This is a genomic window from Stenotrophomonas maltophilia group sp. Smal13 (assembly GCF_030236855.1).
Lineage (GTDB): Bacteria > Pseudomonadota > Gammaproteobacteria > Xanthomonadales > Xanthomonadaceae > Stenotrophomonas > Stenotrophomonas maltophilia_A.
On the sequence record NZ_JASJSQ010000054.1, the window covers coordinates 1 to 26,049 of the forward strand.

Below are 26,049 nucleotides of genomic sequence, written 5' to 3' on the forward strand. Positions count from 1 at the left end.
CCTCCATGGACGGATTTACGGCGTCCCCCGCAACCGGACCCACCCCGCCATCCCACGGATAACCAGCTTCTGCCGTTGCTTCGGCTTCGGCTTCGGCTTCGGCTTCGGCCGTTGCTGCTGAGGTTGCCGGCCAGCGGCCGGCACTACCGCGGGGAGCGGGGTGCAACCCCGCACGCACACCCAACCTCCTCACTTCACTGAATCGAAAACCGGTTTCGGCACGGCACTTGCACCTGCTCCAGCAGACAACCCCATCCCCTGTTTCTGGAACCGTTGCAGATGTCCCACTCCGTCACGTCGATCCTTTCGCAGATCCGCTCCTATCAGACCCAGATGGGACAGCCGGCGCTCAACCCGCTGGGCGAAACGCCGCGCAGCAACGCCCTGCCGGGCACGGTGCTGGATGCACCGCAGGCCCAGCCGGCCAGCTTCACCGAAACCCTGCGTGGTGCGATTGCCGGCGTCAACGACGCGCAACAGAAATCCGGCGCCCTGGCAAAAGCCTTCGAAATGGGCGACCCCAGCGCCGACCTCGCCAAGGTCATGGTCGCCTCGCAGCAGTCCCAGATCGCCTTCCGCGCCACCGTGGAAGTCCGCAACCGTCTCGTCCAGGCCTACCAGGACGTGATGAACATGCCGCTGTAAGGATAGAACCGCATGGCCCTGTCGCTCTCCAAGGAATCCCTGAACGCCGAAAAGGCGGGCCAGTGGTTCGATCGGCTGCAAAGCCTGCAGATCACCCGTCGGCTCGGACTGATGGCGATGATCGCCGTGGCCGTAGCGGCCGGGCTGTCCGTGTTCTTCTGGTCGCAGAAGCCCGGCATGGTCCCGCTGTATACCGGCCTGGACCAGAAGGCGACCGCTGAAGCGACCGACCTGCTGCGCGCCGCGCAGATCCCGTTCGCGCTCGACCCGGCCACCGGTGGCATCACCGTGCCGGAAAAGAACCTGCACGACGCCCGCCTGAAGCTGGCCGGCTCCGGCCTGACCGACAGCGGCAAGCTCGGCTTCGAGCTGATGGAACGCGACCCGGGCTTCGGCGTCAGCCAGTTCGTGGAAAGCGCGCGCTACCAGCATGCGTTGGAAACCGAGCTGTCGCGCACCATCAACACGCTGCGCCCGGTGCGCGATTCGCGCGTGCACCTGGCCATTCCCAAGCCCAGCGCCTTCACCCGGCAGCGTGACGTGGCCAGCGCCTCGGTCACCCTGGAACTGCGTGGCGGCCAGCAGCTGGAACGCAGCCAGGTCGACGCCATCGTGCACATGGTCGCGGCCAGCATTCCGGACCTCGCTCCGGAACGGGTGACGGTGGTCGACCAGAGCGGGCGCATGCTCAGCATCACCGACCCGAACAGCGAAGCGGCAGTCAATGCGGCCCAGTTCGAGCAGGTCCGCCGCCAGGAAACCTCGTTCAACCAGCGCATCCGCGAGCTGCTGGAGCCGATGACCGGTCCTGGCCGCGTCAATCCGGAAGTGAGCGTGGACATGGACTTCTCGGTAACCGAGGAAGCCCGTGAGCTCTACAACGGTGAACCACAGAAGCTGCGCAGCGAGCAGATGAGCGAGAACACCACCAGCACCCCGGGCCCGCAGGGCGTGCCGGGCGCGACCAGCAACAGCCCGCCGGGCCAGCAGGCCGCACCGGCAACCGCACAGACTCCGACCGAAAGCAGCAAGAACGCGACCCGCAACTACGAGCTGGACCGCACCCTGCAGCACACCCGCCAGCCGGCCGGCCGCATCAAGCGCGTCTCGGTGGCGGTGCTGGTGGACAACGTCCCGCGCGCCGGTGCCAACGGCAAGATGAGCCCGCAGCCGCTGTCGGCCGCCGAACTGACCCGCGTCGAGGCGCTGGTCAAGCAGGCCGTCGGCTTCAACGCCGAGCGTGGCGACACCGTGTCGGTGATGAATGCCCCGTTCGTGCGTGACACCACGCCGGTCGAAGGCCCGGCATGGTGGGAGCTGCCGTGGGTGCACGACGCCGGTCGCATGCTGCTGGGTGCCGTGGTGGTGCTGGCATTGCTGTTCGGTGTGCTGCGCCCTGCACTGCGCGCGATCACCGGCCAGAACAAGAAGAACGACGAACAGGCACTGGAGCCGCATACCGCGGACGTGCAGCTGGTCGATGACGATGGCATGCCGCTGCCGGCGCTGGGCGCCGACCGGGCCAGCCTGGGCGGGCCGGATGCATTGGCCCTGCCGGTGGATTCATATGAGGAACGACTGCGGATGGCGCGTGAAGCCGTGAAGACCGACTCCAAGCGCGTGGCCCAGGTGGTCAAGGGCTGGGTGGCCAATGACTGAGGCCGCACTGACTGGCGTGCAGCGCGCCGCCGTACTGCTGCTTTCGCTGGGTGAGCTGGATGCGGCCGAAGTGCTGCGTCACATGGAACCCAAGGAAGTGCAGAAAATCGGCATCGCCATGGCCACCATGACCGACATCACCCGCGAACAGGTGGAACGGGTGATGGACCAGTTCGGCCAGGAGCTGGGCTCGAAGACCTCGCTGGGCGTGGGCTCGGACGATTACATCCGCAACATGCTGGTGCAGGCACTGGGCAGCGAGAAGGCCGGGAACCTGATCGACCGCATCCTGCTCGGCCGCAACACCACCGGCCTGGACGCGCTGAAGTGGATGGACCCGCGTGCGGTGGCCGACCTGGTGCGCAACGAGCACCCGCAGATCATCGCCATCGTGATGGCGCACCTGGAAACCGACCAGGCCGCCGACGCGCTGAAGCTGCTGCCCGACCGTACCCGCGTGGACGTGCTGCTGCGCATCGCCACCCTCGATGGCATTCCGCCGAACGCGCTCAATGAACTCAACGAGATCATGGAGCGCCAGTTCGCCGGCAACCAGAACCTGAAGTCGTCCAACATCGGCGGCGTGCAGTGCGCGGCCAACATCCTGAACTTCATGGACAGCGGCCAGGACCAGGCGATCCTGGGCGAGATCGCCCGCATCGATGCGCCGTTGAGCAACCGCATCCAGGACCTGATGTTCGTGTTCGACGACCTGGTAGACCTGGACGACCGCGAAATGCAGCTGGTGCTGCGCGAAGTGAGCGGCGAGCGCCTGGGCCTGGCCCTGCGCGGTGCCGACATCAAGGTGCGCGACAAGATCACCCGCAACATGTCGCAGCGCGCGGCCGAAATCCTGCTGGAAGACATGGAAGCCCGTGGCCCGGTGCGCCTGTCCGACGTGGAAGGCGCGCAGCGCGAGATCCTGGCCATCGTCAAGCGCATGGCCGATGAAGGCACGGTCACCATCGGTGGCAGCGCGGAGGCCATGCTGTGAGCAACGTCGTGCGCTGGCTTGCCCCGGACCTGCTGGCCCAGCCCGAACCGGTGCTGGATCAGGCGGATGCGTTCGAACTCACCGAGCCGGACCCGGAACACGAGCCGGAGCCGCCACTGCAGCTGCCGACCCTGGAGGAAATCCAGGCCATCCAGGACAGCGCAGAGAAGGAAGGCTTCCAGCACGGCCATACCGAAGGCTACGGCCAGGGCCAGGCGGAGGTGCGTCGCCTCGCCGCGCAGATCGAAGGCATCCTGGACAACTTCAGCCGACCGCTGGTGCGGCTGGAGAACGAAGTGGTCGGCGCACTGGGCGAGCTGGCGGTACGCATCGCCGGTGCGCTGGTCGGCCGCGCCTATGAAGCCGACCCGGCACTGCTGGCACAGCTGGTCGGTGAGGCCATCGACGCGGTCGGTGGCAGCACCCGCGAGGTCGAAGTGCGCCTGCACCCGGACGACATCGCCGCCCTCGCCCCGCTGTTGAGCCTGCCGCCACAACAGCGCCTGGTGCCAGACACCAGCCTCAGCCGCGGCGATCTTCGCGTGCACGCCGAAGCCGTGCGTATCGACGGCACCCTGGAAGCCCGCCTGCGCGGCGCGCTGGACGCGGTGATCCGCCAGACCGGAGCCAATGCATGAACCCCGATCAGCAGCCGTCTCCGCCACCGGCCGACTGGGCCATGGCCCGCAACCTGCGCCTGGCCCGTCGCCTCGATGGCCTGCGTGTGGATACCGCCCATGGCCGCGGCCTGATCCGCGAAGGCGTGCTGCGCCGCGCGGTCGGGCTCACGCTGGAAGCGGTCGGCTGCGAGGCACCGCTGGGCGCAAGCTGCAAGGTGGAAGTGGTCGATGGTGGCTGGGTCGATGCCGAAGTGGTCGGCTTCGCCGGCGAGCGCACCTACCTGATGCCCAGCGCCGAACTGCACGGCCTTCTGCCCAATGCCCGGGTGGTGCCGTCCGCGCGCCGTGGCGGCGTGGAAGTGGGCGAAGGCCTGCTCGGCCGCGTCATCGACAGCGACGGCGTGCCGCTGGATGGCAAGGGCCCGATCCGCGCCGAAGGGCATGTCGGCATGGCCGGCGTGTCGATCAATCCGCTGGCGCGTGAACCGATCACCCAGCCGCTGGACGTGGGCGTGCGCGCGATCAACGCGCTGCTGCCGATCGGCCGCGGCCAGCGTGTCGGCCTGTTCGCCGGTTCCGGCGTCGGCAAGTCGACGCTGCTGGGCATGATGACCCGCTATACCGCCGCCGACGTGATCGTGGTCGGCCTGATCGGTGAACGTGGCCGCGAAGTACGCGACTTCGTCGAGACCACGCTGGGCGAGGAAGGCCTGCGCCGCGCCGTGGTGGTGGCCAGTCCCGCCGACCGGCCGCCGCTGGCGCGCCTGCATGGTGCCTATCGCGCTACCGCCATCGCCGAATGGTTCCGCGACCAGGGCCTGAACGTGCTGTTGCTGATGGACTCGCTGACCCGCTTCGCCCAGGCCCAGCGCGAGATCGGCCTGTCGGTGGGCGAACCGCCGACCACCCGCGGCTATCCGCCGTCGGTGTTCGCCAAGCTGCCGGCGCTGGTCGAGCGTGCCGGCAATGGTGCCAAGGGCCGTGGCTCGATCACCGCGTTCTACACGGTGCTGACCGAAGGCGACGATCCGCAGGATCCAATCGCCGATGCAGCGCGCGCGATCCTCGACGGCCACATCCTGCTGTCGCGGCGCGTGGCCGACAGTGGCCTGTACCCGGCCATCGACGTTGAATCGTCGGTCAGCCGCGTGGTCACGGAAATTGCCGACGAACCGTGGCGCCTGCGCATCCGCAAGCTGAAGCGGCTGGTCTCGGCCTATTCGGCCAACCGCGATCTGATCGCCATCGGTGCCTACCAGCGCGGCAACGACGCGGCCACCGACGAAGCCCTGGAACGCTGGCCGGAAATCATGGAGTTCCTCGGCCAGGACGTCGCCAAGGCCGCAGATCTCCCGCACAGCCAGGCGGCACTGCAGCGCCTGGTGGAACAAGAGAGTTAAGCCATGAACCAGTCCAAGCGCATCGATCCCCTGCTCAAGCGGGCCCAGGAACACGAGGACGCAGTCGCCCGCGATCTGGCCGAACGCCAGCGCGTGCTCGATACCCATCTATCGCGACTGGACGAACTGCGCCGCTATGCCGAGGAATACGCGAACGCGCAGATGGCGGCGACCAGCCCGGCGCAGCTGCTGAACCGGCGCGCGTTCCTCGACCGTCTCGACAGTGCGGTGGAGCAGCAGCAGGCCACGGTCAACGGCAACCGCGAAAAGGTGGAAGCCGAGCGCGCCCGCCTGATCCTGGCCAGCCGTGACAAAGCTGTGCTGGAACAGCTGGCCGCCAGCTACCGCGCACAGGAAAAGGTGGTGACGGACCGCCGCGACCAGCGCGAGATGGACGACATTGGCGCGCGTCGCGCCCGCCTGGTACAGGCCGAAGATCAGGACGGCGCCGAGCAGGGAGGCCGCTCGTGATGCCCGCGCCATTGGCCAGCAGCGCCAACGCGCAGCCGCAGCATTCCGGCAGCAGCGCACCCCGCGCGCCACGCGGTGATGGCAACAAAGAGTTCAGCCAACTGCTGCAGGGTGGCTCGCCGGCTGCCGATGCACCCTCGAAACCTTCGAACTCGCCCATGCCGTCCACGCAGGGACCGGCATCGGAGAGTACTGGCCAGGCCGGCGCCGAGCGCAGGCCGGACAGCGCTGCCGCCCCCGAAGAGACCGCCGCCACGGTGCCCACATCACCGGCCAAGCCGGTTGCCGAAAAGGACACCCCGGCCGCGACCGAGGAAGCCCCGTGGCCGCCACTCGGCCTGGCTGGGCTGGTGCTGGCGGTACCGGCGCCTGCCGATCCTGCCGCCGCTCTGCCAGCAATGGCTGCAACGGCTACCGACGCAGACGGCAACGCACTACCCGCCCCCGCTGCACTACCGGCCGCCGCAGCCCTGCCATCCACAGCGGCGGCTGCCACATCGTCCACCACCAGCAGCGGCACCGACCAGACAGCCACATTGCCGTTGCCTGAACTGGTGCTGCCCGGCAAGCGCAACGAGCGTGGCGAAGGCAGCGACGCACCCCTCATCGGCGACCGTGCCGCAGCGCCGCTGCTGCATGCGCCGGGCAACGCGGCTGTGCAGGATCTGAAAGCTGCACTCGCTACCGGCAACGCCATCTTCAATGGCGAGCCGACTCCGAAGCCGGTGCTCGGTGACGATGGTTTCGACCAGGCCGTCGGCGCGCGCCTTGGCTGGCTGGCCGACCAGAAGATCGGCCACGCCCACATCCGGTTGAGTCCGGACGACATGGGCCCGGTCGATGTGCGCCTGCAGTTGAACGGCGACAAGGTGCATGCCAGCTTCAGCAGCCCACACGTGGATGTGCGCCAGGCACTGGAAAACAGCCTGCCGCGCCTGCGCGAACTCCTCGGCGAGCAGGGCTTCCAGCTGGCTCATGCTGATGTTGGTCATCAGGCGCCCGGTGGTGACGGCAATGCGTCAGGCCAGGCCAGTGGCGGCGGCATCGCGGGTGACGGAGAACCGTCGCCGGGCGAGGCCAGCGTGTCGTCCGCGCAGTTGATCCGCCAGCGCGGGTTGCTGGACGCATATGCCTGACAGACGTGCCAACCAAGGTTGGCACCCACCAGAGCGGGACGGTTGGCACCTACCAGTATCGCGTTGGTGGGTGCGGAGCGTGCTCCGCACGGCCCCACCGGCACCCCGACGGAATTCCGTCGCACCCCTCTGCCCCGGCTCCGGCACACCCCTTGCATATCCCGGTGAAGCAACCCTCAGGAGCTTCACCCCGTGGCCGCAGCCGCTGACAAAACCAAGAAGACCGCCGAGAAGGACAAGGCCGCCAAGCCGCGCAGTCCGATGCTGATCACCGCATTGGTGGCCGTGCTCGCCGCCGCTGCCGCCGGTGGCGGCGTCTGGTTCTTCACCCAGTCCAAGCACGAAGAGAAGACCGCGCAGGCCCCGAAGAAGGCCAGTACTCCGGCACCGGCGCAGTACTTCGCGCTGGACCCGGCCTTCGTGGTCAATCTCAACGGCCCGGTCGACGGCCCGCGCTACCTGCAGCTGGAAGTGCAGCTGATGACCCGCGATCCGGCCGCACTGGAAGCGATCAAGACGCATGCGCCAGCCATTCGCGCACGCCTGCTGATGCTGTTCTCGCAGGTCAGCCCCGACCAGATCGCCGACATCGCCGGCAAGCAGAAGCTGCAGGCCGCTTCGCTGGCCGAAGTGCAGAAAGTGCTCAAGGCCGAGACCGGCAGCAACGGCGCCGACGATCTGCTGTTCACCAGCTTCGTGACCCAGTAAGGGCCCACCGATGAATGATCTGCTGTCCCAGGACGAGATCGATGCCCTGCTCCACGGCGTGGACAGTGGCGCGGTCGAGACCGATGCGGAACCGCCGTCAGGCGAAGCACGTTCGTACGACTTCGCCAGCCAGGACCGCATCATCCGCGGTCGCATGCCGACCCTGGAAATGGTCCACGAGCGCTTCGCGCGCCTGTGGCGGATCGGCCTGTTCAACCTGATCCGCCGTTCGGCCGAACTGTCGGTGCGCGGCATCGAGCTGATCAAGTTCAACGACTACATGCACTCGCTGTATGTGCCGACCAACCTGAACCTGATCCGCTTCAAGCCGCTGCGCGGTACCGGCCTGATCGTGTTCGAACCGACCCTGGTGTTCGCCATCGTCGACAACTTCTTTGGCGGCGACGGGCGCTACCCCACCCGCATCGAAGGCCGCGAATTCACCGCCACCGAAATGCGGGTGATCCACCTGCTGCTGAAGCAGACCTTCGCCGACCTGCGCGAGGCCTGGGCACCGGTGATGGATGTCGACTTCGAGTACATCAACTCGGAGATCAACCCGCACTTCGCCAACATCGTGACGCCGCGCGAGTACGTGGTGGTGTGCCGCCTGCACGTCGAACTCGACGGCGGCGGCGGCGACATCCACGTCACCCTGCCGTATTCGATGCTGGAACCGATCCGCGAGCTGCTCGACGCTGGCATCCAGAGCGACCGCAATGATCGCGACGAAAGCTGGGGCCAGACCCTGCGCGAACAGCTCAACATCGCCGAGGTGACCCTGTCCAGCGTACTGGCCAGCAAGCGCATGACCCTGCGTGACCTGACCCAGCTGAAGGTCGGCGACATCCTGCCGATCGAGCTCAGCCCGCAGGTGCCGCTGTGCGTGGAGAACATCCCGGTGTTCACCGGCGAGTTCGGCATCGCCAACGGCATGAACGCCGTGAAGATCACCGCTACCCATCCGCCGGGCACCCGCCCGCGCGCACCCGTCATCCAGGAAGACCCGCAATGAACGATATCGACGCCCTCGAACCGACCCCGGCCCAGTTCGGCACCCTGCAGGCCGAAGAAGGGGCCGGCGCCGACCTCAACCTGGACGTGATCCTCGACGTGCCGGTGACCCTGTCGCTGGAAGTCGGTCGTGCCCGCCTGCCGATCCGCAACCTGCTGCAGCTCAACCAGGGCTCGGTGGTGGAACTGGAACGCGGCGCCGGCGAATCGCTGGATGTGTTCGTCAACGGCACCCTGATCGCCCACGGCGAGGTGGTGGTGATCAACGACCGCTTCGGCGTTCGCCTGACCGACGTGGTCAGCCCGAGCGAGCGGATCCGGAGACTGCGTTGAGCCTGCTGGCCTCCACACTGCTGGCGGTCGGCAAGACCGCCGCTCCGGTCGGCCCGCAGATCGGCCAGCACGCAGCCGCCGCACCGAGCCTGTTCGGCGCGGTGCTGGCGCTGCTGGCCGTGCTGGCGCTGGTCATCGGCCTCGGCTGGCTGCTCAAGCGCCTGCCCGGCAGCGGCTTCCGCCCGGCCGACGGCATGAAGGTGGTGGCCAGCCTGAGTGTCGGTGCCAAGGAGCGCGTGGTGGTGGTCGAGGTCAACGGCCAGCAGCTGCTGCTGGGCGTCACCGCTGGCGGCATCAACACCCTGCACACCCTGCCCGAACCGCTGCCGCCGCCCGCGCAGGTGCGCGTGCCGGACTTCAAGAACCTGCCGAATTTCGCCCAGCTGCTGCAGCAGCGGCTGCGCAAGGATCCCTGACATGCGTGTCACCCGTACCCGTCTTGCCACCCTGATGCCGTGGCTGCTGATGCTCGCCCTGTGCCTGATGCCGGCGCTGGCATTCGCCGCACCCGGTGCCCCGACCACGCCGCTGCCGGACATCAACGTCGGCAAGATCGGTGGTGCGCCGGTCAGCCTGCCGCTGCAGACCCTGCTGCTGATGACGGCGATCACCCTGATCCCGTCGATGCTGCTGGTGCTGACCTCGTTCACCCGCATCATCATCGTGCTGGGCCTGCTACGCCAGGCGCTGGGTACCGGGCAGACGCCGTCCAACCAGGTGCTGTTGGGCCTGGCCCTGTTCCTCACCGCGATGGTGATGATGCCGACCTGGGACAAGGCCTGGAGCACCGGCATGGCGCCTTACCTCAACGGCGAGATCGACTTCCAGACCGCCTGGACGCTGACCACCACGCCGCTGCGCGGCTTCATGCTGGCGCAGATCCGCGAGACCGACCTGATGACCTTTGCCGGCATCGCCGGGCATGGCACCTACGCCAGCCCAGATGCGATCCCGTTCCCGGTGCTGGTCGCCTCGTTCGTCACCAGCGAGCTGAAGACCGCCTTCGAGATCGGCTTCCTGATCTTCATCCCGTTCGTGATCATCGACCTGGTGGTGGCCAGCGTGCTGATGTCGATGGGCATGATGATGCTGTCGCCGATGCTGGTGTCGGCACCGTTCAAGATCCTGCTGTTCGTGCTGGTGGATGGCTGGGTGCTGACCGTCGGTACCTTGGCGGCGAGCTTCAATCCGGCGTGATCGAGAGGCAGTCGAGCATGGCTCGACTCTACAGAAGCACAGTCGAGCATGGCTCGACGCTACATGAGCAGATGGAACCCGAATGACTCCCGAACTTGCCCTGACCGAACTGCGTGGCGGCCTGATCACCGTGTTGTGGGTGGCCGGCCCGCTGCTGCTCACCGTGCTGGTGGTCGGTGTGGTGGTGGGCGTGGTGCAGGCCGCGACCCAGCTCAATGAGCCGACCATCGCCTTCGTTGCCAAGGCGGCGGCGCTGACCGCGGTGCTGTTCGCGCTGGGCAGCCTGCTGATCGGCCACCTGGTGGAGTTCACCACGCTGCTGTTCCAGCGCATTCCACACCTGATCGGCTAGGACACGCGCTTCGATGGACGCCGCCACCCAGATGGCTGCCGACGGCCTGCAGGCCTTCGGCATGATCGGCACCGTGCTGTGGACCATGCTGCGCATCGGCGCAGTTGCCATGGCCATGCCGATGGTCGGTACCCGTGCCGTTCCCGCACGGGTGCGCGTGGTGCTGGCTGGCACCCTGGCCATTGCGCTGGCGCCGCTGCTGCCGCCGGTACCGGACTGGACCGGTTTCGATGCCGCCACGGTCCTTACCATCGCCCGTGAACTGGCCATCGGCGTATCCATCGGCTTCCTGCTTCGGCTGGTGTTCGAGGCCGGCGCGATAGCCGGCGAACTGATCGCCCAGGGCACCGGCTTGGCCTTCGCGCAGATGAGTGACCCACTGCGTGGCGGCACCTCCGGCGTGATCGGGCAGTGGTTCTATCTGCTGTTCGGCCTGCTGTTCTTCACCGCCAACGGGCACCTTGCGCTGATCTCGCTGGTGGTGGACAGCTACCGGGCGCTGCCGATCGGCGCCCCGCTGCCGGACCCGCACGCCTTCTTCAGCATCGCCCCAACCTTCCTGCTGACCGTACTGCGCGGCGCATTGACCCTGGCGATCCCGCTGACCGTGGCAATGCTGGCGGTGAATCTGGCGTTCGGCGTCCTGGCCCGTGCCGCCCCGGCGCTGAACCCGATCCAGCTCGGCCTGCCGGTCTCGCTGCTGCTGGGCCTGTTCCTGCTGGCGCTGCTGGCCGGGGAAATGGGCCCGCCGGTACAGCGCCTGTTCGATGCCGCCTTCCAGGCTGCGGACGCGGTCACACACTGACCGGATCATCACGTTTTACTGCTTGCCCTTCCCCCGGGTCTGCGCGTTAGAGTGAATACGCGGCAACCGGGGGGATGCCGCACGTGGCCGGCGCCGTGCGTCGGCCTGCCTCATGCATGCCCCACCGTGGTTTCCGTCGACAGGCAGGTCCGGGAGACTGACGAATGCTGGTAGGCACGTACAACCCGTGGCTGGTGGCGATCTCGCTGCTGGTCGCCGTGATGGCTTCGTACACCGCGCTGGCCATGGCCGGGCGCACGGTCACTGCACCCGGCAAGGGCGCGGCTTGGTGGTGGCGCCTCGGTGGTGGCTTCGCCATGGGCCTGGGCATCTGGTCGATGCACTTCATCGGCATGCTCGCCTTCGATCTGCCCATTCCGCTCGGCTACGACCTGCCGATCACCCTGCTCTCGCTTGCGCTTGCCATCGCCTCATCGGTGTTCGCGCTGTGGCTGGTCTCGCTACGCACCCTGCCCCACCCGCGGCTGGCCGGCGGCGCCCTGCTGATGGGCACCGGCATCGCCGGCATGCATTACGTCGGCATGGCGGCGATGCGCATGCAGCCAGGCATCGACTACGACCCGGGCTGGCTGTTGTTCTCGCTGATGGTAGCGGTGGCCGCCTCGTGGACGGCGCTGTACGTGGCGTTCCGCCTGCGCGCGCAGCGCACCCGTGTCGGCGACCGGCTCGCGGCTGCCGGCCTGCTCGGCCTGGCCATCGTCGGCATGCACTACACCGGCATGGCCGCCGCGCGCTTCCCGGAAGGCAGCATCTGCGGCGCAGCCGTCGGCGATGGGCTGCAGAGCGAATGGCTGGCCATGCTGGTGGTGGTGCTGACCGTCGCCATCCTGGCCGTGGTGCTGGTGGTCTCCTGGCTGGACCAGCGGGTGGAGGCGCAGTTGCTGCGCCTGCGCAATTCCCTGTTGAGTACCTCGCTGACCGACGCCCAGCAGGAACTGACCCAGGCCGCACTGCACGATCCGCTTACCCGCCTGCCCAACCGCCTGCTGCTGCAGCGTCGCATCGTGCAGGCGCTGGCCGAGGCCGAACAGGGAGGCAGCCGCTTCGCGGTGATGTTCATGGATCTGGATGGCTTCAAGCAGGTCAACGATGCCTACGGCCACCAGGCCGGCGATGCACTGTTGGTTGCGGTGGCCGAACGCACGCGCCAGCTGCTTCGGCCCAACGACATGCTGGCCCGTCTGGGCGGTGACGAATTCGTGCTGGTGGTGCGCATCGAGCACGACGAGGACCTGCCGACGCTGGCCCGGCGCATCCTGCAGGCGGTCGGCAGCGGGCCGTTGCTGGCCGACAACGAACTGCAGGTGACCGCCAGCATCGGCGTGGCGATCTGTCCGGATCACGCTGCCAGCGAGCGGCAGCTGATGGCCTTTGCCGATGCAGCGATGTACCAGGCCAAGGAATCCGGACGCAACGCCTTCGTGCTGTTCGCCGACTGGATGAATGACAGCGCCGAACAACAGTTCCGGCTGCTGGCCGACCTGCGCCGGGCCATCGGCAGCGAGCAGCTGTTCCTGCACTACCAGCCGAAGATCCAGGTAGCCACGCAGAAGGTGGCCGGTGCCGAAGCGCTGATCCGCTGGCGCCATCCGGAGCATGGCCTGATCCCGCCGGACCGCTTCATCCGGCTGGCCGAACGCAGCGGTGCGATCAATGAGATCGGGCGCTGGGCGCTGGACCAGGCCTGCCAGCAGCTGCGCCGCTGGCACGATGCCGGCCACGAGGGCTGGTCGATGTCGGTGAACCTGTCGCCGGTGCAGTTCAGTTCGCCGCACCTGCTGCAGGATGTGCGTGAAGTGATCGAACGTTACGACATTGCCCCACGCCACCTGGTGCTGGAGATCACCGAAAGCACGGTGATGCGCGATACCGATACCAGCCTGCGCCTGCTGCAGGCGCTCTCGGCACTGGGCGTGGGCATCTCCATCGATGACTTCGGCACCGGCTATTCCAGCCTGCTGTACCTGAAGCGGTTGCCGGCCACCGAGATCAAGATCGACCACGCCTTCGTGCGCGATCTGGAGCACAGCGCCGAGGACGTGGTGATCGTCTCGGCGATCGTGGCGCTGGGCCACGCGCTGGACATGGACATCGTGGCCGAAGGCGTGGAAACCGCCGCGCAGCGCGCCTACCTGGAGCGGCTGGGCTGCGATTACCTGCAGGGCTACCTGCTCGGCCGCCCGGTGGATGCGGCGCGCTTCATGCAGCTGCATGACCTGCCCCGGCCTCGGGTAGAACTGGCCAATGGCTTCAAAGCACCCGAAGGTGGGGGTTAATGAACCCACACGGCCGCGCGCCTGGGCAAGCCCGGCGTGGGCAAATCACTCCAGCGCGACCGGGTAGGGAGGAGTGAGCCTCGAGTTGTCGGAGACCGCAAAAGCGACTGACTGCAACCGCTGGCAAAGTGTTGAAAGCAGGGCCATGAACTCAGCATTGGCTGCCTCAGACCATGCTCGACCGAATCTAAGAGTAAGGTGTATAGAGCTCACCGGATCTCCATTCAGAGCGGACTCGAGCGAGTAGCGCTCACCATCCGAGAACGCACCTTGGACACATCCGGGGAACACCAACTCCAAGGATGCGATTATGGCCTGGGGACATCCAATATCCTGCACAGCCTCAACATTGGACAGGTCTTTTTCACCGAGGTCCTCCAGCTTCAAAACGACAATGTCAAAGCTCATTGCTGCGATATCCCATCCTGCAATCCATTCAGCATCGCCCTTCTCTTCTGCGTGTCTTGCCATCATGCCTCATGTAGCTGCTAGCTGCCCCCTGTACAGCAGCAGTTGAACGATCTTCCCCGCCCGCTAAATGCGATAGCGCATACAGCACTGCGAACGCCAGAATGAGCAGGAGCAGACACACAGTGCTGCCGCTCGCGACTGACGGCTAGCGGCACGGTTCTTGCACGCACCCCGGCATCCCCTGCCGCAGTGCCCGTGATGTCCGAGAACGAATCCGCCGGCGAAAAGACCGAACAACCTACCGAAAAACGCCTGCGCGACGCCCGTGAACAGGGCAACCTGCCGCGCTCGCGCGAGCTCGGCACGGCCGCCGTGTTCGGCGCCGGCGTACTGGCGGTGATGGCCATGAGCGGCTCGATCGGCCGCGGTGCAAGCGCCTGGATGAAGCATGCACTCAGCCCAGAGCAGAGCCTGCGGCAGAACCCGAAGGCGCTGTTCGGCCACTTCGGCGACCTGCTGCTGCAGTTCATGCTGGTGATCGCGCCGCTGGTGCTGGTCTGCCTGCTGGCCAGCTTCGTCGCCCCGCTGGTGATGGGCGGCCTGCGCTGGTCGCAGAAGGCGATGATGCCCGACTTCAACCGCATGAACCCGATGAGCGGGCTCAAGCGCCTGTATGGCCCGGAAGCCATCGCCGAGTTCACCAAGTCGTTGTTGCGCGTGGCTTTTGTCGGCGTTGCCGCCGGGCTGGTGGTGTGGACCGGCTTCGACACCCTGCGCGGGCTGATCCACCACCCGCTGGAGACCGCCATCACCGACGGCCTCGGCTTCACCCTGCGCCTGCTGCTGGCCACCGCCGGCGCCATGCTGGTGCTGGCCGCCATCGATGCGCCCTACCAGCGCTGGAACTGGATGCGCAAGCTGAAGATGACCCGTGAAGAGCTGCGCCGGGAAATGAAGGAAAGCGAGGGCAGTCCCGAGGTCAAGGGCCGCATCCGCCAGCTACAGCAGCAGATGGCCAACCGCCGGATGATGGAGGCGGTGCCCACTGCCGACGTGGTGGTGGTCAACCCCACCCACTACGCGGTGGCCCTGAAGTACGAAGGCGGTGCCATGAACGCCCCCAAAGTGGTCGCCCTGGGTGTGGACGAGACCGCGCTGCGCATCCGTGAAGTGGCCGACGGCAACAAGGTGGCGATCGTCTCCGCCCCGCCTTTGGCACGCGCCTTGTATCGGGAAGGCCAACTCGGAAAGGAAATCCCCGTGAGACTGTATTCGGCCGTCGCCCAGGTCCTGTCCTACGTCTACCAGCTGCGCGCCTGGCGCACTGGCCCGATGCCGGACGCCCCGCACATCCAGGTGGATGAATTCGGCAAGGGAGACCGCCCGTGAGCGCCCAGCCCTCCGCCGGTTTCAACACCCGCCGCGCCCTGGAGATGATCCGCCAGGGCCTTGGCGCACCGCTGATCGTGCTGGCCCTGCTGGCCATGGTCGTGGTGCCGCTGGCCGCGCCGGTGCTCGATGCCCTGTTCACCTTCAACATCGCCATCTCGCTGATGGTGCTGCTGGCGGTGGTCTACGTGAAGCGCCCGCTGGACTTCACGATCTTCCCGATCGTGCTGCTGATCACCACCATGCTGCGGCTGGCGCTGAACGTGGCCTCCACCCGCGTCATCCTGCTGAACGGCCAGAACGGCCACGACGCCGCGGGCAAGGTCATCGCCGCGTTCGGCGAATTCGTGATCGGCGGCAATTACGCGGTCGGCATCGTGGTGTTCGCGATCCTGACCATCATCAATTTCGTGGTCATCACCAAGGGCGCCGGCCGCGTCTCGGAAGTGACCGCACGCTTCATCCTCGACGCGATGCCCGGCAAGCAGATGGCGATCGACGCCGACCTCAACGCCGGTTTGCTGACGCGCGAAGAAGCCAAGCTGCGCCGCGAGGAAGTCCGCGAGGAAGCCGACTTCTACGGTGCGATGGACGGTGCCAGCAAGTTCATCCGTGGTGATGCCATCGCCGGCATCCTGATCCTGTTCATCAACATGCTCGGCGGTCTGGCCGTGGGCGTGCTGCAGCATGGCATGCCGTTCGGCGAAGCCGCTGCCACCTACACCCTGCTGTCCATCGGTGACGGTCTGGTGGCGCAGCTGCCGGCCCTGCTGGTCTCCAGTGCAGTGGCCATGCTGGTCACCCGCGCCTCGCGTTCGCAGGACATGGCCCAGGCCATGACCGGCCAGGTGTTCGGCCAGTACCGCGCGCTGGCGATCACCGCCGGCATCATCGGCGTGGTCGGCCTGGTGCCGGGCATGCCCAACGTCGCTTTCCTGACACTGTCCGCGATCCTCGGCTTCATCGCCTGGAAGGTCTACCGCAAGGGCAAGGCCGCGGCCACCGATCCGGCAGCCGCAGGCAATGACGCTGCCGCGCTCAACGCACTCGGCCGCCCGGCCGCGCCGGCTCCGACTGCCGAACTGAGCTGGGACGAACTGCGCCCGGTCGATCCGCTGGGCCTGGAGGTCGGCTATCGGCTGATTCCGCTGGTGGACAGCAACCAGGGCGGCGAACTGATGGCACGCATCAAGGGCGTGCGCCGCAAGCTGACCCAGGACGTCGGTTTCCTGATCCCCTCGGTGCACATCCGCGACAACCTGGAGCTGCCGGCCAACGGCTACCGCGTGCTGGTGCATGGCGTACCGGTGGCCACCGCCGAGATCCACCCCGACCGCGAACTGGCCCTGGACCCGGGCAGCGCGCTCGGCGCGCTGGAAGGCATCGCCGGCAAGGACCCCGCATTCGGCCTGGATGCCACCTGGATCCAACCGCACCAGCGTGCCCAGGCTGAAACGCTGGGCTATACCGTGGTCGATCCGGCCACCGTGGTCGCCACCCACCTTTCGCACCTGATCCGCGAGCACGCGCCGGAACTGCTCGGCCACGAGGAAGTGCAGCACCTGCTGGCCAACCTGGCCAAGAGCGCGCCCAAGCTCGTCGAAGATCTGACGCCGAAGGCGCTGCCGCTGTCGGCGGTGGTGCGCGTGTTGCAGAACCTGCTGATCGAACGCATTCCGATCCGCCAGCTGCGCAAGATCGCCGAAGCACTGGTCGAACACGCTCCGAACAGCCAGGACCCGGCCGTACTGACCGCCGCGGTGCGCACCGCACTGGGTCGTTTCATCGTGCAGGAGATCGCCGGAATGTCGGCGGAGCTGCCGGTGTTCACGCTCAACCCACAATTGGAACGTGTCTTGCAGGAGTCCACGCAGGGCAACGGCGCCGCGCTGGAACCCGGACTCGCTGAGCGACTGCACCAGAGCCTGGCCGAATGTGTCAGCAAGCAGGAAGCCCGCAATGAGCCCGCGGTCGTGCTGGTACCCGGCCCGGTGCGCGCCGCGCTGGCCCGCCTGGTCCGCCACAGCGTTCCGTCGCTGTCGGTCCTGGCCTACAGCGAGGTGCCGGAGGACAAGCGCCTGAAGCTGGTCGGAACGATCAGCTGACGCCGCCCTCCGATGCGCCAGAAAACAGACACCACTTTCGAACCAACGCAACAGACAGATACCAAGGGGAACCCGCACCGTGCAGACCACCGACCACCCGAGTTCTCCGACCGCCACCCCGCCGTCTTCGTCCCGTGACCACAGCATGAAAATCAAACGATTCGTCGCCGCCGACATGCGCTCGGCCATGAACCTGGTGCGCAAGGAACATGGTCCTGACGCCGTGATCCTGTCCAACCGCCGGATCGAGGAAGGCATCGAGATCGTCGCCGCCGCCAACTACGACGAGAGCGCCGTGCAGCGTGCACTGGAAGCCTCGCGTCGTGACATCGCTCCGCCGCCGGCGCCGAAGCCGCGCACCGCCGCCGACGCGGTGATCGCCGCGGTCACCCGCCGCCGCAGCAACACCCCGGCGCCGGAACCGGTGGCCGCAACCACCTCGGCCGTGGCTGCCCTCCCCCGCGCTGCGGTCGGCGCCACCGGCCGCACCCTGGACAGCGCCGACGAGATCGTGCCGACCCGCGGCAGCACCGGCTTCGCCGCCACCCTGGCACGCGCCGCCGTCAACGAACCGGCGCTGCCGGATCAGATCTTCGCTCCGTTCGCCGAAGCCATCGTCGCACCGGCGCCCAGCACCGCCGCACCGGCCAACCGCGCCCGCTTCCAGATCGACCCGCCGCACGAGACGCATCACGAAAGCGCGGCGTCGGCCGTGCAGCCGCCGCCGCTGCCGACCGCTGCCGTGACCGAAGCGCAACCCGGGATCGTCGCCAGCGAACCGGCACCGGTCGAAGCCAGCGACGAAACCGGCGCTGCCCCCGTGCTGGCCCCAGCCCCGGCACTGACCCTGGTGGCCCAGGACGACGCCGAGATCCGCCAGCTGCGCCAGGAAGTGGCCGGCATGCGCCATGTGATCGAGCGCGAGATGAACCGCTTCACCGACGAGCGCCTGCGCGGCTGCCCGGTGCGCGCCACCGCGCTGGACCTGATGGACGAGTATGGCTTCGATGCCGGCCTGGCCCGCGACGTGGCCATGCAGATCCCGCTGGAGACCGAGGCCCATCGAGGCCGCGGCCTGATGCTGGGGCTGATTTCGCGCAAGCTGCCGATCGCCCCGGTCGACCCGCTGGAAGAAGGTGGTGTGATCGCACTGGTCGGACCGACCGGCGCCGGCAAGACCACCACCATCGCCAAGCTGGCCTCGCGCTTCGCCGAGAAGCACGCGCCGCGTGACGTGGCCCTGGTCACCACCGACACCACCCGCATCGGTGCCCGCGAGCAGCTGTACGGCTACGGCCGCCAGCTCGGCATCGCGGTGCACGAGGCCAACAGCGGCACCGACCTGGACCAGCTGCTGGAACGCTTGAAGGACTACAAGCTGGTGCTGATCGACACCGCCGGCCTGGGCCCGCGCGACCGCGCCCTGGCCGCCCAGCTGCAGTGGCTGCGTGCCGCGCGCCAGGTCCGCACCCTGCTGGTGCTGCCGGCCAACACCAGCTTCGGCGACATGGACGAGGTGGTCCGCCGCTTCGGCGCCGCCAACCTGCAGGGCCTGGTACTGAGCAAGCTGGACGAGACCGGCCGCTTCGGCAACGCCCTGTCGGTGGCCGTGGACCATGCCCTGCCGATCACCTGGGTGACCGATGGCCAGGACGTCCCGGAGGACCTGCACCGGGCCAGTGCAGCCAATCTTGTACTTCGCCTTGAAGATTTGCGCCGCGCGGCCGATATGCCCTGCAACCCGGAGTTGAACCATGCCGTCGCGTGAGTACGCCAAGCTGACCAAGACCTTCCCGCTGTCGGCCACCCGCAGCGAGCCGCTCGGCCCTGTGCGCACCATTGCGGTCACTGGCGGCAAGGGCGGCGTGGGCAAGACGAATGTGTCGGCCAACCTGGCCGTGGCACTGGCTGGCATGGGCAAGCGCACGCTGCTGCTGGACGCCGACCTCGGCCTGGCCAACATCGACGTGATCCTGGGCCTGAACCCCACCTTTACGCTGGCCGACCTGGTCGCCGGCCGCTGCACGCTGGATGACGTCATCGTCGAAGGCCCGAACGGCGTGCTGGTGGTCCCTGCCGCATCCGGCCGCCGCCACATGGCCGAGCTGGCCCCGGCCGAGCACGTTGGCCTGGTCAACGTGTTCTCCGAACTGGAGCGCGAGCTGGACATCATGGTGGTGGACACTGCCGCGGGCATCACCGATGGCGTGCTGACCTTCTGCCAGGCCGCACAGGACACCGTAGTGGTGGTCTGTGACGAGCCGGCCTCGATCACCGACGCCTACGCACTGATCAAGGTGCTGTCGCGCGAGCGTGGCGTGGACCGCATCCAGGTGGTGGCCAACATGGTGCGCGACCCCAACGAGGGCCGCGTGCTGTACGAAAAGCTGACCCGCGTCTGCGAGAAGTTCCTTGCCGATGTCTCGCTGAACTACCTCGGCTGCGTGCCGCAGGATGACTGGCTGCGCCTGTCGGTGCAGCGCCAGCAGCCGGTGGTGAAGGCCTATCCGTCCAGCCCGGCGGCGCTGGCGATCACCGAGATCGCGCGCCGTACCGCGCGCTGGCAGGCGCCGACCGAACCGCGTGGCGGCGTCGAGTTCTTCCTCGAACGCATCCTCAAGCAGCGTGGGGTGACGGCATGAAAGGCGCAGCCCAGTACAGGGAAGTGCAGCGCTCGGCGGCGAACGAAGTCATCGCCCAGCATTCGGACCTGGTGCGGCGCATCGCCCACCACCTGGCCGCGCGCCTGCCGGCCAGCGTCGAGGTCGATGACCTGATCCAGGCCGGCATGATGGGCCTGATCGAAGCCTCGCGCAGCTATGACGCCGACCAGGGTGCTTCTTTCGAGACCTACGCCTCGATCCGCATCCGTGGTTCGATGATCGACGAGATCCGCCGTGGTGACTGGGTCCCGCGCTCGGTGCACCGCCGTGCACGTGATGCCGCCGCCACCATCCGCCGCCTGGAACAGAGCAGTGGCCGTGCCGCCAGCGCCACTGAAGTGGCCGCCGCGATGGAGATGCCGCTGCCTGAGTACCTGCGGCTGATGGAAGACGCTGCACGTGGCCAGGTGCTGAGCCTGGAATCGCGCATCGAGGACCAGGGCGAGCTGGACACCGTCGCCCAGGGCGGGCCGACCCCGCAGCAGGTACTGGAGCGCGGTGAGTTCGGTCGCGAGCTGGGCAAGGCCATCGGCCACCTGCCCGAGCGCGAACAACTGGTGCTCTCGCTGTACTACGAGCAGGAACTGAACCTGAAGGAGATCGGCGCGGTGCTCGGCGTGAGCGAGTCGCGGGTCTGCCAGATCCACGGCCAGGCGGTACTGCGCCTGCGTGGCCGGCTGAAGCTGTTCGAGGCTGCCGACGCAGGCCTCGAAGAATGAACATCCCCGAGGCGGCTGCCCCCGGCCGTCCGGAATGAACAACAAAGGAATTCTGCTTTGAACAAGAACATGCGCATCCTGATCGTCGACGACTTCTCGACCATGCGTCGAATCGTCAAGAACCTGCTGGGCGATCTGGGCTTCACCAATACCGCCGAAGCCGAGGACGGGCATGCCGCGCTGTCGCTGCTGCAGAGCCAGCCGTTCGATTTCGTGGTCACCGACTGGAACATGCCGGTGATGACCGGCATCGAGCTGCTCAAGGCGATCCGTGCCGATGCCAAGCTGAAGACCCTGCCGGTGCTGATGGTCACGGCAGAAGCCAAGCGCGAGCAGATCATCGAAGCCGCCCAGAGCGGCGTGAACGGTTACATCATCAAGCCGTTCACCGCGCAGACGCTGGAAGAGAAGCTCGGCAAGATCTTCGAACGCCTGGCGGCCAGCGCCTGATGGATACCACGGTCGACAAGAACGCCCTCGCCCTGCGCCTGCAGGAAGCCCTGGACGCACTCGAGTCCGGTGACGAGACCGCCTGGCGGCAGCGCATCGACGGGCTGGTCGCGCTGCGCACGCAGCCGATGATGAGCGGCCTTTCGCGGCTGGCCCGCGAGCTGGGACAGGCGCTGGGCGAACTGCCGACCGTGCCGAGCGAAGCCGGCGAACTGGACGACGCCTGCGCGCGACTGGACCACGTGGTGGCGATGACCGAACAGGCCACGCACCGCACCCTGGACCTGGCCGAGGAATGCCGCAGCCTGACCGAACAGCTGCGCGCTGAAGGCCTGCAGCCGGGCCAGGACGCGCAGCTCGAGCGCATCCGCCACAACCTGACCGAGATCGCCCTGACCCAGAGCTACCAGGACCTGACCGGGCAGATCATCCGTCGCGTGGTCGGCATCGTCCGCCGCGTGCACGAAGGATTCGGCGCGCTCGGCCTGCCGCCGGAACAGCATCGCACCGACCCGGAACTGGCCGGGCCGGCACTGAAGGGACTGGACCGCCACGCGGTCTCGCAGAACGACGCCGACGACCTGTTGTCGGATCTGGGGCTGTAAGCATGAGCGCGGTATCCGACGACATCACTGCCGATTTCATCATCGAGGCGCAGGAGATCCTGGATCGCCTCGGCGAACAGCTGGTGTCGCTGGAGCAGGCACCGCAGGACAGCGATCAGCTCAACGCGGTGTTCCGCGGCTACCACACGCTCAAGGGCGGCGCCGGCTTCCTCGGCGTCACCGCCATGGTCGAGCTGTGCCATGCCGCTGAAGAGGCGCTGGGCGCCGCACGTGCCGGCCAGGCCGTGCTGCAGGCCCACCACTTCGACGCGGCCCAGCAATCGCTGGACTACCTGCAGTCGATGCTGGACGCGGTTTCCTCCGGCACCGAGCCGGGCTATGCGCCGCCGGACCTGATCGCACAGTTCGACGTGCACGGCGGTGCCGTGGCTGCACCCGCCGCCGCAGCAGCACCCACCGCGGGTGGCAGCGACCTGATCACCGACGACGAATTCGAGGCTCTGCTCGACCAGCTGCATGGTGGCAACGCGCCGACCGCGGTCGCGCCAGCGAAGAAGGCCGACGACGGACTGATCAGCGAAGACGAGTTCGAAGCCCTGCTCGACCAGCTGCACGGTGGCGCGGCACCAGGCACCAAGCCTGCGGCCGTGGTGGCACCGGCACCGATCGCAGCGCCGCGCCCGGTCGCCGCACCGGCACCGGCGGCGAAGCCGGCCGCCAAGCCGCTGGCCGAGGCCGAACACACCGTGCGCGTGGACACCAAGCGCCTGGACGCGATCGTCAACCTGATCGGCGAACTGGTGCTGTCACGCAATCGGCTCAAGACCCTGCGTGCACGCCTGCGCGATGAAGAGCTGGACCGGGCCGTGTCCACTCTGGATATCGCCACCGCCCGCCTGCAGTCGGCAGTGATGCGCACCCGCATGCAGCCGGTGGGCAAGGTGTTCTCGCGCTTCCCCAAGGTTGCCCGCGACGTCGCCCGCTCGCTGAAGAAGGAAGTGGACCTGGAACTGATCGGCGCCGAGACCGAGCTCGACCGCAACCTGGTCGAAGCGCTGGCCGACCCGCTGGTGCACCTGGTCCGCAACGCCATCGACCATGGCGTGGAAATGCCCGACCTGCGCGAGGCACAGGGCAAGCCACGGATGGGCCATGTGCGCCTGTCGGCACAGCAGGAAGGCGACTACGTCAGCATCGAGGTGCAGGACGATGGCGCCGGCATCGACCCGGAAAAGCTGCGTGCCAAGGCGCGCGAGAAGGGCCTGATCGATCCGGAAGCCGCCGCCCGCCTGAGCAGCGAGGAGTGCCTGCACCTGGTGTTCCTGCCCGGCTTCTCGACCAAGCAGCAGGTCACCGACATCTCCGGTCGTGGCGTCGGCATGGACGTGGTGCAGTCACGCATCCGCGAACTGAGCGGCCAGATCCAGATCCAGTCGGAACTGGGCCGTGGCAGCCGCTTCCTGATCCGCGTGCCGCTGACCCTGGCGATCCTGCCGACCCTGCTGGTGCAGGCCGGCGAGGACGTCTATGCGCTGCCGCTGGCCCGCGTGATGGAAGTGCTGCACGCGCCGCGCACCTCGCTGGGCTGGTTCGATGGCCGTGCCGTGCTCGACCGCCGCTCGCACACGCTGCCGCTGGTCGATCTGCGCCAGTGGCTGGATGCGACGCCGGCCGCCTCGCCGCTGCTGACCATCGTGGTGCTGCAGGCTGGCGAAGCGCGCTTCGGGCTGGTCGTGGACCAGGTACGCGGGCGTGAGGAAGTGGTCATCAAGCCGCTGCCGAAAGCGCTGCGCGGCCTGCGCGGTTATGCCGGTGCAACCTTGATCGGCGATGGTCGCATGGCGCTGATCCTGGACGTGGACGGGCTGCGATGAACCCCGCCGGGCCATGCCCGGCGCCCCGAAAACTGTGACTACCGTCTGTACGCGATCTACCGGTGTCTCAAGTCCCATTCATACACGCCGATACCGGAACCATGGATAGACTCAGCCTCATTGGACTCTTTCTCGCCCTGGCCTCGCTGGTCGGCGGCAGCATCCTCAAGGGCGCCGGCCTGGCGTCGTTGTGGTCGCCTGCGGCGTTCGTGATCGTCATCGTCGGCACCGTCGCCGCGATCCTGCTGCACACCTCGCCGGCGGTGTTCAAGCATGCCTTCAAGATCGTGCGCTGGGTCGTGCGCCCGCCGCACAGCGATCGCCGCGAACTGATCCAGCAGATCGTCGAGTGGAGCAACATCGCCCGCCGCCAGGGCCTGCTGGGCCTGGAATCGCAGGTGGAAGCACAGCAGGACCCGTTCCTGCGCAAGGGCCTGCAGCTGCTGGTGGACGGCGTCGAACCCGAATCGATGCGGCACATGCTGGAAATCGAACTGGGCAGCCAGGAACACCAGGACCAGGCCGGTGCCAAGGTCTTCGAAGCGATGGGCATCTATGCACCGACGCTGGGCATCATCGGTGCCGTGCTTGGCCTGATCGCGGTGATGAAGAACCTGGCCGATCCGAGCAAGCTCGGCCACGGCATCGCCGCAGCGTTCACCGCCACCATCTACGGCATCGCCTCGGCCAACCTGCTGTTCCTGCCGGTGGCCGCCAAGCTCAAGAGTGTGATCTCGCACAACACCCGCGACCGCGAAATGGTCATTGAAGGCCTGATCTCGATCGCCCAGGGCGAGAACCCGCGCAACATCGAAACCAACCTCTCCGGCTTCCTGCACTGACATGGCCCGCCGCAAGCACCACGAAGAGCACGCCAACCACGAAGCATGGGCGATCCCCTATGCCGATCTGATGACGCTGCTGCTCGCCTTCTTCGTGGTCATGTACGCGATTTCCTCGGTGAACGAAGGCAAGTACCGGATCATGGCCGACGCGCTGACCGATGCCTTCGGGGGCGCGCCGCGCACGATCAATCCGGTACAGGTCGGCAACAAGCAGGTGCAGGGTGGCGGCTGGGACAGCCCCTCGGTGATCAAGTCCGGCACCAAGATCGGGCCCTCGGCGCCTGCGCCGTCGCACGACCCGACCCTGCTGCCTTCGATGGCCTCGCAGATGCGTATGCCTGTTTCGGTGCACAACCAGGAGCAGATCGCGCGCGCCGAGCGCCAGCTCAACAGCATCGCGGACCGCCTGACCGCCGCACTGGCGCCGCTGATCGACCGCGGCATGATCAGCGTGCGCCGCACCGAGCTGTGGATCGAAGTCGAGATCAACAGCGACATCCTGTTCCCCACCGGTTCGGCCGCGCTGGACGTGCATGCGCGGCAGACCCTGGCCAGCCTGGCCGAGGTTCTGCGCGACGTACCCAACAGCGTGCGCGTGGAAGGCCACACCGACAACGTACCGATCGCCACCGCCACCTTCCCGTCGAACTGGGAACTGTCGGCCGGGCGCGCGGCCAGCGTGGTGCACCTGTTCGCCGACCAGGGCGTGCAGCCGTCGCGGCTGGCGATGGTCGGCTACGGCCAGTTCCGCCCGCGCGAAGAGAACGACAGCGCGCAGGGCCGCAACCGCAACCGCCGGGTGATGGTCATCATCCTGGCCGACACCTCGCACTCGGTGGACCCGCTCGGCCAGCGCCTGAACGCAGCCACCGGTGCCACCCGGAACACCGATACCGAACAAGCCGCGGCAACTCCGGCTACCGCCCCCACCTCCCCCATCGCACCGGTGAAGTTGCCGCCGGTGCCGGCTGGCAGCCGCGTCGGCGCCGCCGTTCCCCCGGCAATGAAGGAGTAATCCGATGCGCATCTGGGCAGTCGCCAACCAGAAGGGCGGAGTCGGCAAGACCACCACCACCCTCGCCCTCGGCCGCGGACTGGCCGCACTTGGCCATCGCGTGCTGCTGATCGACCTCGATCCGCACGCCTCGCTCAGCCGCGCGTTCGGCGTACCGGTGGACCCGCCGCCGGCTGGCGTGCTGGAGCTGTTCGGCGCCCCGCCCGCCGATCTTTCCAGCCTGTGCCATGCCAGCAGCATCCATGGCCTGGACTATGTCTGCGCACAGTCCGCGCTGGCCACGCTGGAACGCCGCAGCGCCAACCAGCCTGGCCTTGGCCTGGCGCTGCAGAATGCGCTTGCGCGCCACCAGGGCCAGCACGACTACATCCTGCTGGACTG

The 26,049-nt window shown here is 67.5% G+C and carries 27 protein-coding genes; 26 read left to right on the top strand and 1 reads right to left on the bottom strand.

Features of this window, described 5'->3' with window-relative positions; genetic code table 11:
• The first annotated feature begins 279 nt into the window (after window positions 1-279).
• From fliE to QRO95_RS16730, 15 genes are all read left to right on the top strand, one after another.
• Window positions 280-645 carry a flagellar hook-basal body complex protein FliE gene (gene fliE, locus QRO95_RS16660; RefSeq protein ID WP_005409552.1) on the top strand — a complete coding sequence of 122 codons (366 nt, stop codon included), beginning with the start codon at window positions 280-282 and terminating at the stop codon, window positions 643-645.
• A 12-nt stretch (window positions 646-657) separates the two neighbouring features.
• On the top strand, window positions 658-2,304 hold the full coding sequence (fliF, locus tag QRO95_RS16665; protein ID WP_049421900.1) for a flagellar basal-body MS-ring/collar protein FliF: 1,647 nt from the start codon (window positions 658-660) through the stop codon (window positions 2,302-2,304).
• 7 nt (window positions 2,305-2,311) lie between these two features.
• On the top strand, window positions 2,312-3,298 hold the full coding sequence (gene fliG, locus QRO95_RS16670; protein ID WP_024958226.1) for a flagellar motor switch protein FliG: 987 nt from the start codon (window positions 2,312-2,314) through the stop codon (window positions 3,296-3,298).
• Window positions 3,295-3,936, top strand: a complete 642-nt coding sequence (locus tag QRO95_RS16675; protein ID WP_032129206.1) for a FliH/SctL family protein — start codon at window positions 3,295-3,297, stop codon at window positions 3,934-3,936. Before fliG ends, QRO95_RS16675 begins: the two co-directional genes overlap by 4 nt.
• Entirely contained in the window at window positions 3,933-5,318 is a 1,386-nt protein-coding gene (locus QRO95_RS16680; protein ID WP_149909297.1) for a FliI/YscN family ATPase, read from the top strand. Before QRO95_RS16675 ends, QRO95_RS16680 begins: the two co-directional genes overlap by 4 nt.
• 3 nt (window positions 5,319-5,321) lie before the next feature.
• Entirely contained in the window at window positions 5,322-5,789 is a 468-nt protein-coding gene (fliJ, locus tag QRO95_RS16685) for a flagellar export protein FliJ (protein WP_005416437.1), read from the top strand.
• Window positions 5,789-6,925 (top strand): flagellar hook-length control protein FliK, encoded by a 1,137-nt coding sequence (locus QRO95_RS16690; RefSeq protein WP_285303035.1) that lies wholly within the window; start codon window positions 5,789-5,791, stop codon window positions 6,923-6,925. Before fliJ ends, QRO95_RS16690 begins: the two co-directional genes overlap by 1 nt.
• Before the next feature lie 192 nt (window positions 6,926-7,117).
• Window positions 7,118-7,633, top strand: coding sequence for a flagellar basal body-associated protein FliL (gene fliL, locus QRO95_RS16695; RefSeq protein WP_279912534.1), 516 nt, complete (start codon window positions 7,118-7,120; stop codon window positions 7,631-7,633).
• A gap of 10 nt (window positions 7,634-7,643) precedes the next feature.
• Window positions 7,644-8,648, top strand: a complete 1,005-nt coding sequence (gene fliM / locus QRO95_RS16700; protein WP_032129211.1) for a flagellar motor switch protein FliM — start codon at window positions 7,644-7,646, stop codon at window positions 8,646-8,648.
• The gene (gene fliN, locus QRO95_RS16705) at window positions 8,645-8,980 is read left to right on the top strand and encodes a flagellar motor switch protein FliN (protein ID WP_012510967.1); all 336 of its coding nucleotides are present in this window, start codon (window positions 8,645-8,647) and stop codon (window positions 8,978-8,980) included. The genes fliM and fliN overlap by 4 nt, the downstream gene beginning before the upstream one ends.
• Window positions 8,977-9,396 (top strand): flagellar biosynthetic protein FliO, encoded by a 420-nt coding sequence (gene fliO, locus QRO95_RS16710; protein WP_285303036.1) that lies wholly within the window; start codon window positions 8,977-8,979, stop codon window positions 9,394-9,396. Before fliN ends, fliO begins: the two co-directional genes overlap by 4 nt.
• A 1-nt stretch (window position 9,397) precedes the next feature.
• Entirely contained in the window at window positions 9,398-10,177 is a 780-nt protein-coding gene (gene fliP, locus QRO95_RS16715) for a flagellar type III secretion system pore protein FliP (RefSeq protein WP_285303037.1), read from the top strand.
• Window positions 10,178-10,259: 82 nt separating this feature from the next.
• The gene (locus QRO95_RS16720; protein WP_012510965.1) at window positions 10,260-10,529 is read left to right on the top strand and encodes a flagellar biosynthetic protein FliQ; all 270 of its coding nucleotides are present in this window, start codon (window positions 10,260-10,262) and stop codon (window positions 10,527-10,529) included.
• 13 nt (window positions 10,530-10,542) lie between these two features.
• The gene (gene fliR / locus QRO95_RS16725) at window positions 10,543-11,334 is read left to right on the top strand and encodes a flagellar biosynthetic protein FliR (RefSeq protein WP_285303038.1); all 792 of its coding nucleotides are present in this window, start codon (window positions 10,543-10,545) and stop codon (window positions 11,332-11,334) included.
• Between the two features lie 164 nt (window positions 11,335-11,498).
• Entirely contained in the window at window positions 11,499-13,631 is a 2,133-nt protein-coding gene (locus tag QRO95_RS16730) for a bifunctional diguanylate cyclase/phosphodiesterase (protein ID WP_149909293.1), read from the top strand.
• Window positions 13,632-13,676: 45 nt separating this feature from the next.
• Here the strand turns inward: QRO95_RS16730 and QRO95_RS16735 are convergent, their stop codons facing one another.
• Window positions 13,677-14,102 carry a hypothetical protein gene (locus QRO95_RS16735; protein WP_285303039.1) on the bottom strand — a complete coding sequence of 142 codons (426 nt, stop codon included), beginning with the start codon at window positions 14,100-14,102 and terminating at the stop codon, window positions 13,677-13,679.
• Window positions 14,103-14,300: 198 nt separating this feature from the next.
• On the opposite strand from QRO95_RS16735, the gene flhB reads away from it, so the two are divergent.
• From flhB to QRO95_RS16790, 11 genes are all read left to right on the top strand, one after another.
• Window positions 14,301-15,431: a flagellar biosynthesis protein FlhB gene (flhB, locus tag QRO95_RS16740; protein WP_285303040.1), complete on the top strand. Its 1,131-nt coding sequence runs from the start codon at window positions 14,301-14,303 to the stop codon at window positions 15,429-15,431.
• 44 nt (window positions 15,432-15,475) lie between these two features.
• Complete coding sequence (flhA, locus tag QRO95_RS16745) at window positions 15,476-17,536, top strand: flagellar biosynthesis protein FlhA (RefSeq protein ID WP_285303047.1); 2,061 nt, start codon at window positions 15,476-15,478, stop codon at window positions 17,534-17,536.
• 145 nt (window positions 17,537-17,681) lie between these two features.
• Window positions 17,682-19,304, top strand: a complete 1,623-nt coding sequence (flhF, locus tag QRO95_RS16750) for a flagellar biosynthesis protein FlhF (RefSeq protein ID WP_285303041.1) — start codon at window positions 17,682-17,684, stop codon at window positions 19,302-19,304.
• A complete protein-coding gene (locus QRO95_RS16755; protein WP_049401182.1) occupies window positions 19,291-20,178 on the top strand; it encodes a P-loop NTPase in 888 nt (295 codons plus the stop codon). Before flhF ends, QRO95_RS16755 begins: the two co-directional genes overlap by 14 nt.
• The gene (locus QRO95_RS16760) at window positions 20,175-20,918 is read left to right on the top strand and encodes an RNA polymerase sigma factor FliA (RefSeq protein WP_049401180.1); all 744 of its coding nucleotides are present in this window, start codon (window positions 20,175-20,177) and stop codon (window positions 20,916-20,918) included. The genes QRO95_RS16755 and QRO95_RS16760 overlap by 4 nt, the downstream gene beginning before the upstream one ends.
• 57 nt (window positions 20,919-20,975) lie before the next feature.
• Complete coding sequence (gene cheY / locus QRO95_RS16765) at window positions 20,976-21,368, top strand: chemotaxis response regulator CheY (RefSeq protein WP_006365466.1); 393 nt, start codon at window positions 20,976-20,978, stop codon at window positions 21,366-21,368.
• Window positions 21,368-21,973: a protein phosphatase CheZ gene (locus QRO95_RS16770; RefSeq protein ID WP_032129220.1), complete on the top strand. Its 606-nt coding sequence runs from the start codon at window positions 21,368-21,370 to the stop codon at window positions 21,971-21,973. Before cheY ends, QRO95_RS16770 begins: the two co-directional genes overlap by 1 nt.
• A 2-nt stretch (window positions 21,974-21,975) precedes the next feature.
• The gene (locus QRO95_RS16775) at window positions 21,976-23,808 is read left to right on the top strand and encodes a chemotaxis protein CheA (RefSeq protein ID WP_285303042.1); all 1,833 of its coding nucleotides are present in this window, start codon (window positions 21,976-21,978) and stop codon (window positions 23,806-23,808) included.
• Between the two features lie 101 nt (window positions 23,809-23,909).
• Window positions 23,910-24,650 (top strand): flagellar motor protein, encoded by a 741-nt coding sequence (locus QRO95_RS16780; protein WP_010482457.1) that lies wholly within the window; start codon window positions 23,910-23,912, stop codon window positions 24,648-24,650.
• A 1-nt stretch (window position 24,651) separates the two neighbouring features.
• Window positions 24,652-25,668: a flagellar motor protein MotD gene (gene motD / locus QRO95_RS16785; protein ID WP_032129222.1), complete on the top strand. Its 1,017-nt coding sequence runs from the start codon at window positions 24,652-24,654 to the stop codon at window positions 25,666-25,668.
• Window positions 25,669-25,672: 4 nt separating this feature from the next.
• A partial coding sequence (locus QRO95_RS16790; protein WP_285303043.1) for a ParA family protein occupies window positions 25,673-26,049 on the top strand: 377 nt, incomplete at its 3' end.

Bases quoted from the DNA above. Each gene is read 5' to 3' on its own strand.
- fliF (WP_049421900.1), top strand. From the start codon at position 658: ATGGCCCTGTCGCTCTCCAAGGAATCCCTGAACGCCGAAAAGGCGGGC.
- flhF (WP_285303041.1), top strand. From the start codon at position 17,682: ATGAAAATCAAACGATTCGTCGCCGCCGACATGCGCTCGGCCATGAAC.
- fliR (WP_285303038.1), top strand. From the start codon at position 10,543: ATGGACGCCGCCACCCAGATGGCTGCCGACGGCCTGCAGGCCTTCGGC.
- QRO95_RS16680 (WP_149909297.1), top strand. From the start codon at position 3,933: ATGAACCCCGATCAGCAGCCGTCTCCGCCACCGGCCGACTGGGCCATG.
- QRO95_RS16770 (WP_032129220.1), top strand. From the start codon at position 21,368: ATGGATACCACGGTCGACAAGAACGCCCTCGCCCTGCGCCTGCAGGAA.
- flhB (WP_285303040.1), top strand. From the start codon at position 14,301: ATGTCCGAGAACGAATCCGCCGGCGAAAAGACCGAACAACCTACCGAA.
- fliJ (WP_005416437.1), top strand. From the start codon at position 5,322: ATGAACCAGTCCAAGCGCATCGATCCCCTGCTCAAGCGGGCCCAGGAA.
- QRO95_RS16760 (WP_049401180.1), top strand. From the start codon at position 20,175: ATGAAAGGCGCAGCCCAGTACAGGGAAGTGCAGCGCTCGGCGGCGAAC.
- QRO95_RS16780 (WP_010482457.1), top strand. From the start codon at position 23,910: ATGGATAGACTCAGCCTCATTGGACTCTTTCTCGCCCTGGCCTCGCTG.
- flhA (WP_285303047.1), top strand. From the start codon at position 15,476: ATGATCCGCCAGGGCCTTGGCGCACCGCTGATCGTGCTGGCCCTGCTG.
- fliM (WP_032129211.1), top strand. From the start codon at position 7,644: ATGAATGATCTGCTGTCCCAGGACGAGATCGATGCCCTGCTCCACGGC.
- QRO95_RS16775 (WP_285303042.1), top strand. From the start codon at position 21,976: ATGAGCGCGGTATCCGACGACATCACTGCCGATTTCATCATCGAGGCG.
- fliP (WP_285303037.1), top strand. From the start codon at position 9,398: ATGCGTGTCACCCGTACCCGTCTTGCCACCCTGATGCCGTGGCTGCTG.
- QRO95_RS16755 (WP_049401182.1), top strand. From the start codon at position 19,291: ATGCCGTCGCGTGAGTACGCCAAGCTGACCAAGACCTTCCCGCTGTCG.
- QRO95_RS16730 (WP_149909293.1), top strand. From the start codon at position 11,499: ATGCTGGTAGGCACGTACAACCCGTGGCTGGTGGCGATCTCGCTGCTG.
- fliE (WP_005409552.1), top strand. From the start codon at position 280: ATGTCCCACTCCGTCACGTCGATCCTTTCGCAGATCCGCTCCTATCAG.
- motD (WP_032129222.1), top strand. From the start codon at position 24,652: ATGGCCCGCCGCAAGCACCACGAAGAGCACGCCAACCACGAAGCATGG.
- QRO95_RS16735 (WP_285303039.1), bottom strand. From the start codon at position 14,102: ATGGCAAGACACGCAGAAGAGAAGGGCGATGCTGAATGGATTGCAGGA.
- fliN (WP_012510967.1), top strand. From the start codon at position 8,645: ATGAACGATATCGACGCCCTCGAACCGACCCCGGCCCAGTTCGGCACC.
- QRO95_RS16690 (WP_285303035.1), top strand. From the start codon at position 5,789: ATGCCCGCGCCATTGGCCAGCAGCGCCAACGCGCAGCCGCAGCATTCC.
- QRO95_RS16720 (WP_012510965.1), top strand. From the start codon at position 10,260: ATGACTCCCGAACTTGCCCTGACCGAACTGCGTGGCGGCCTGATCACC.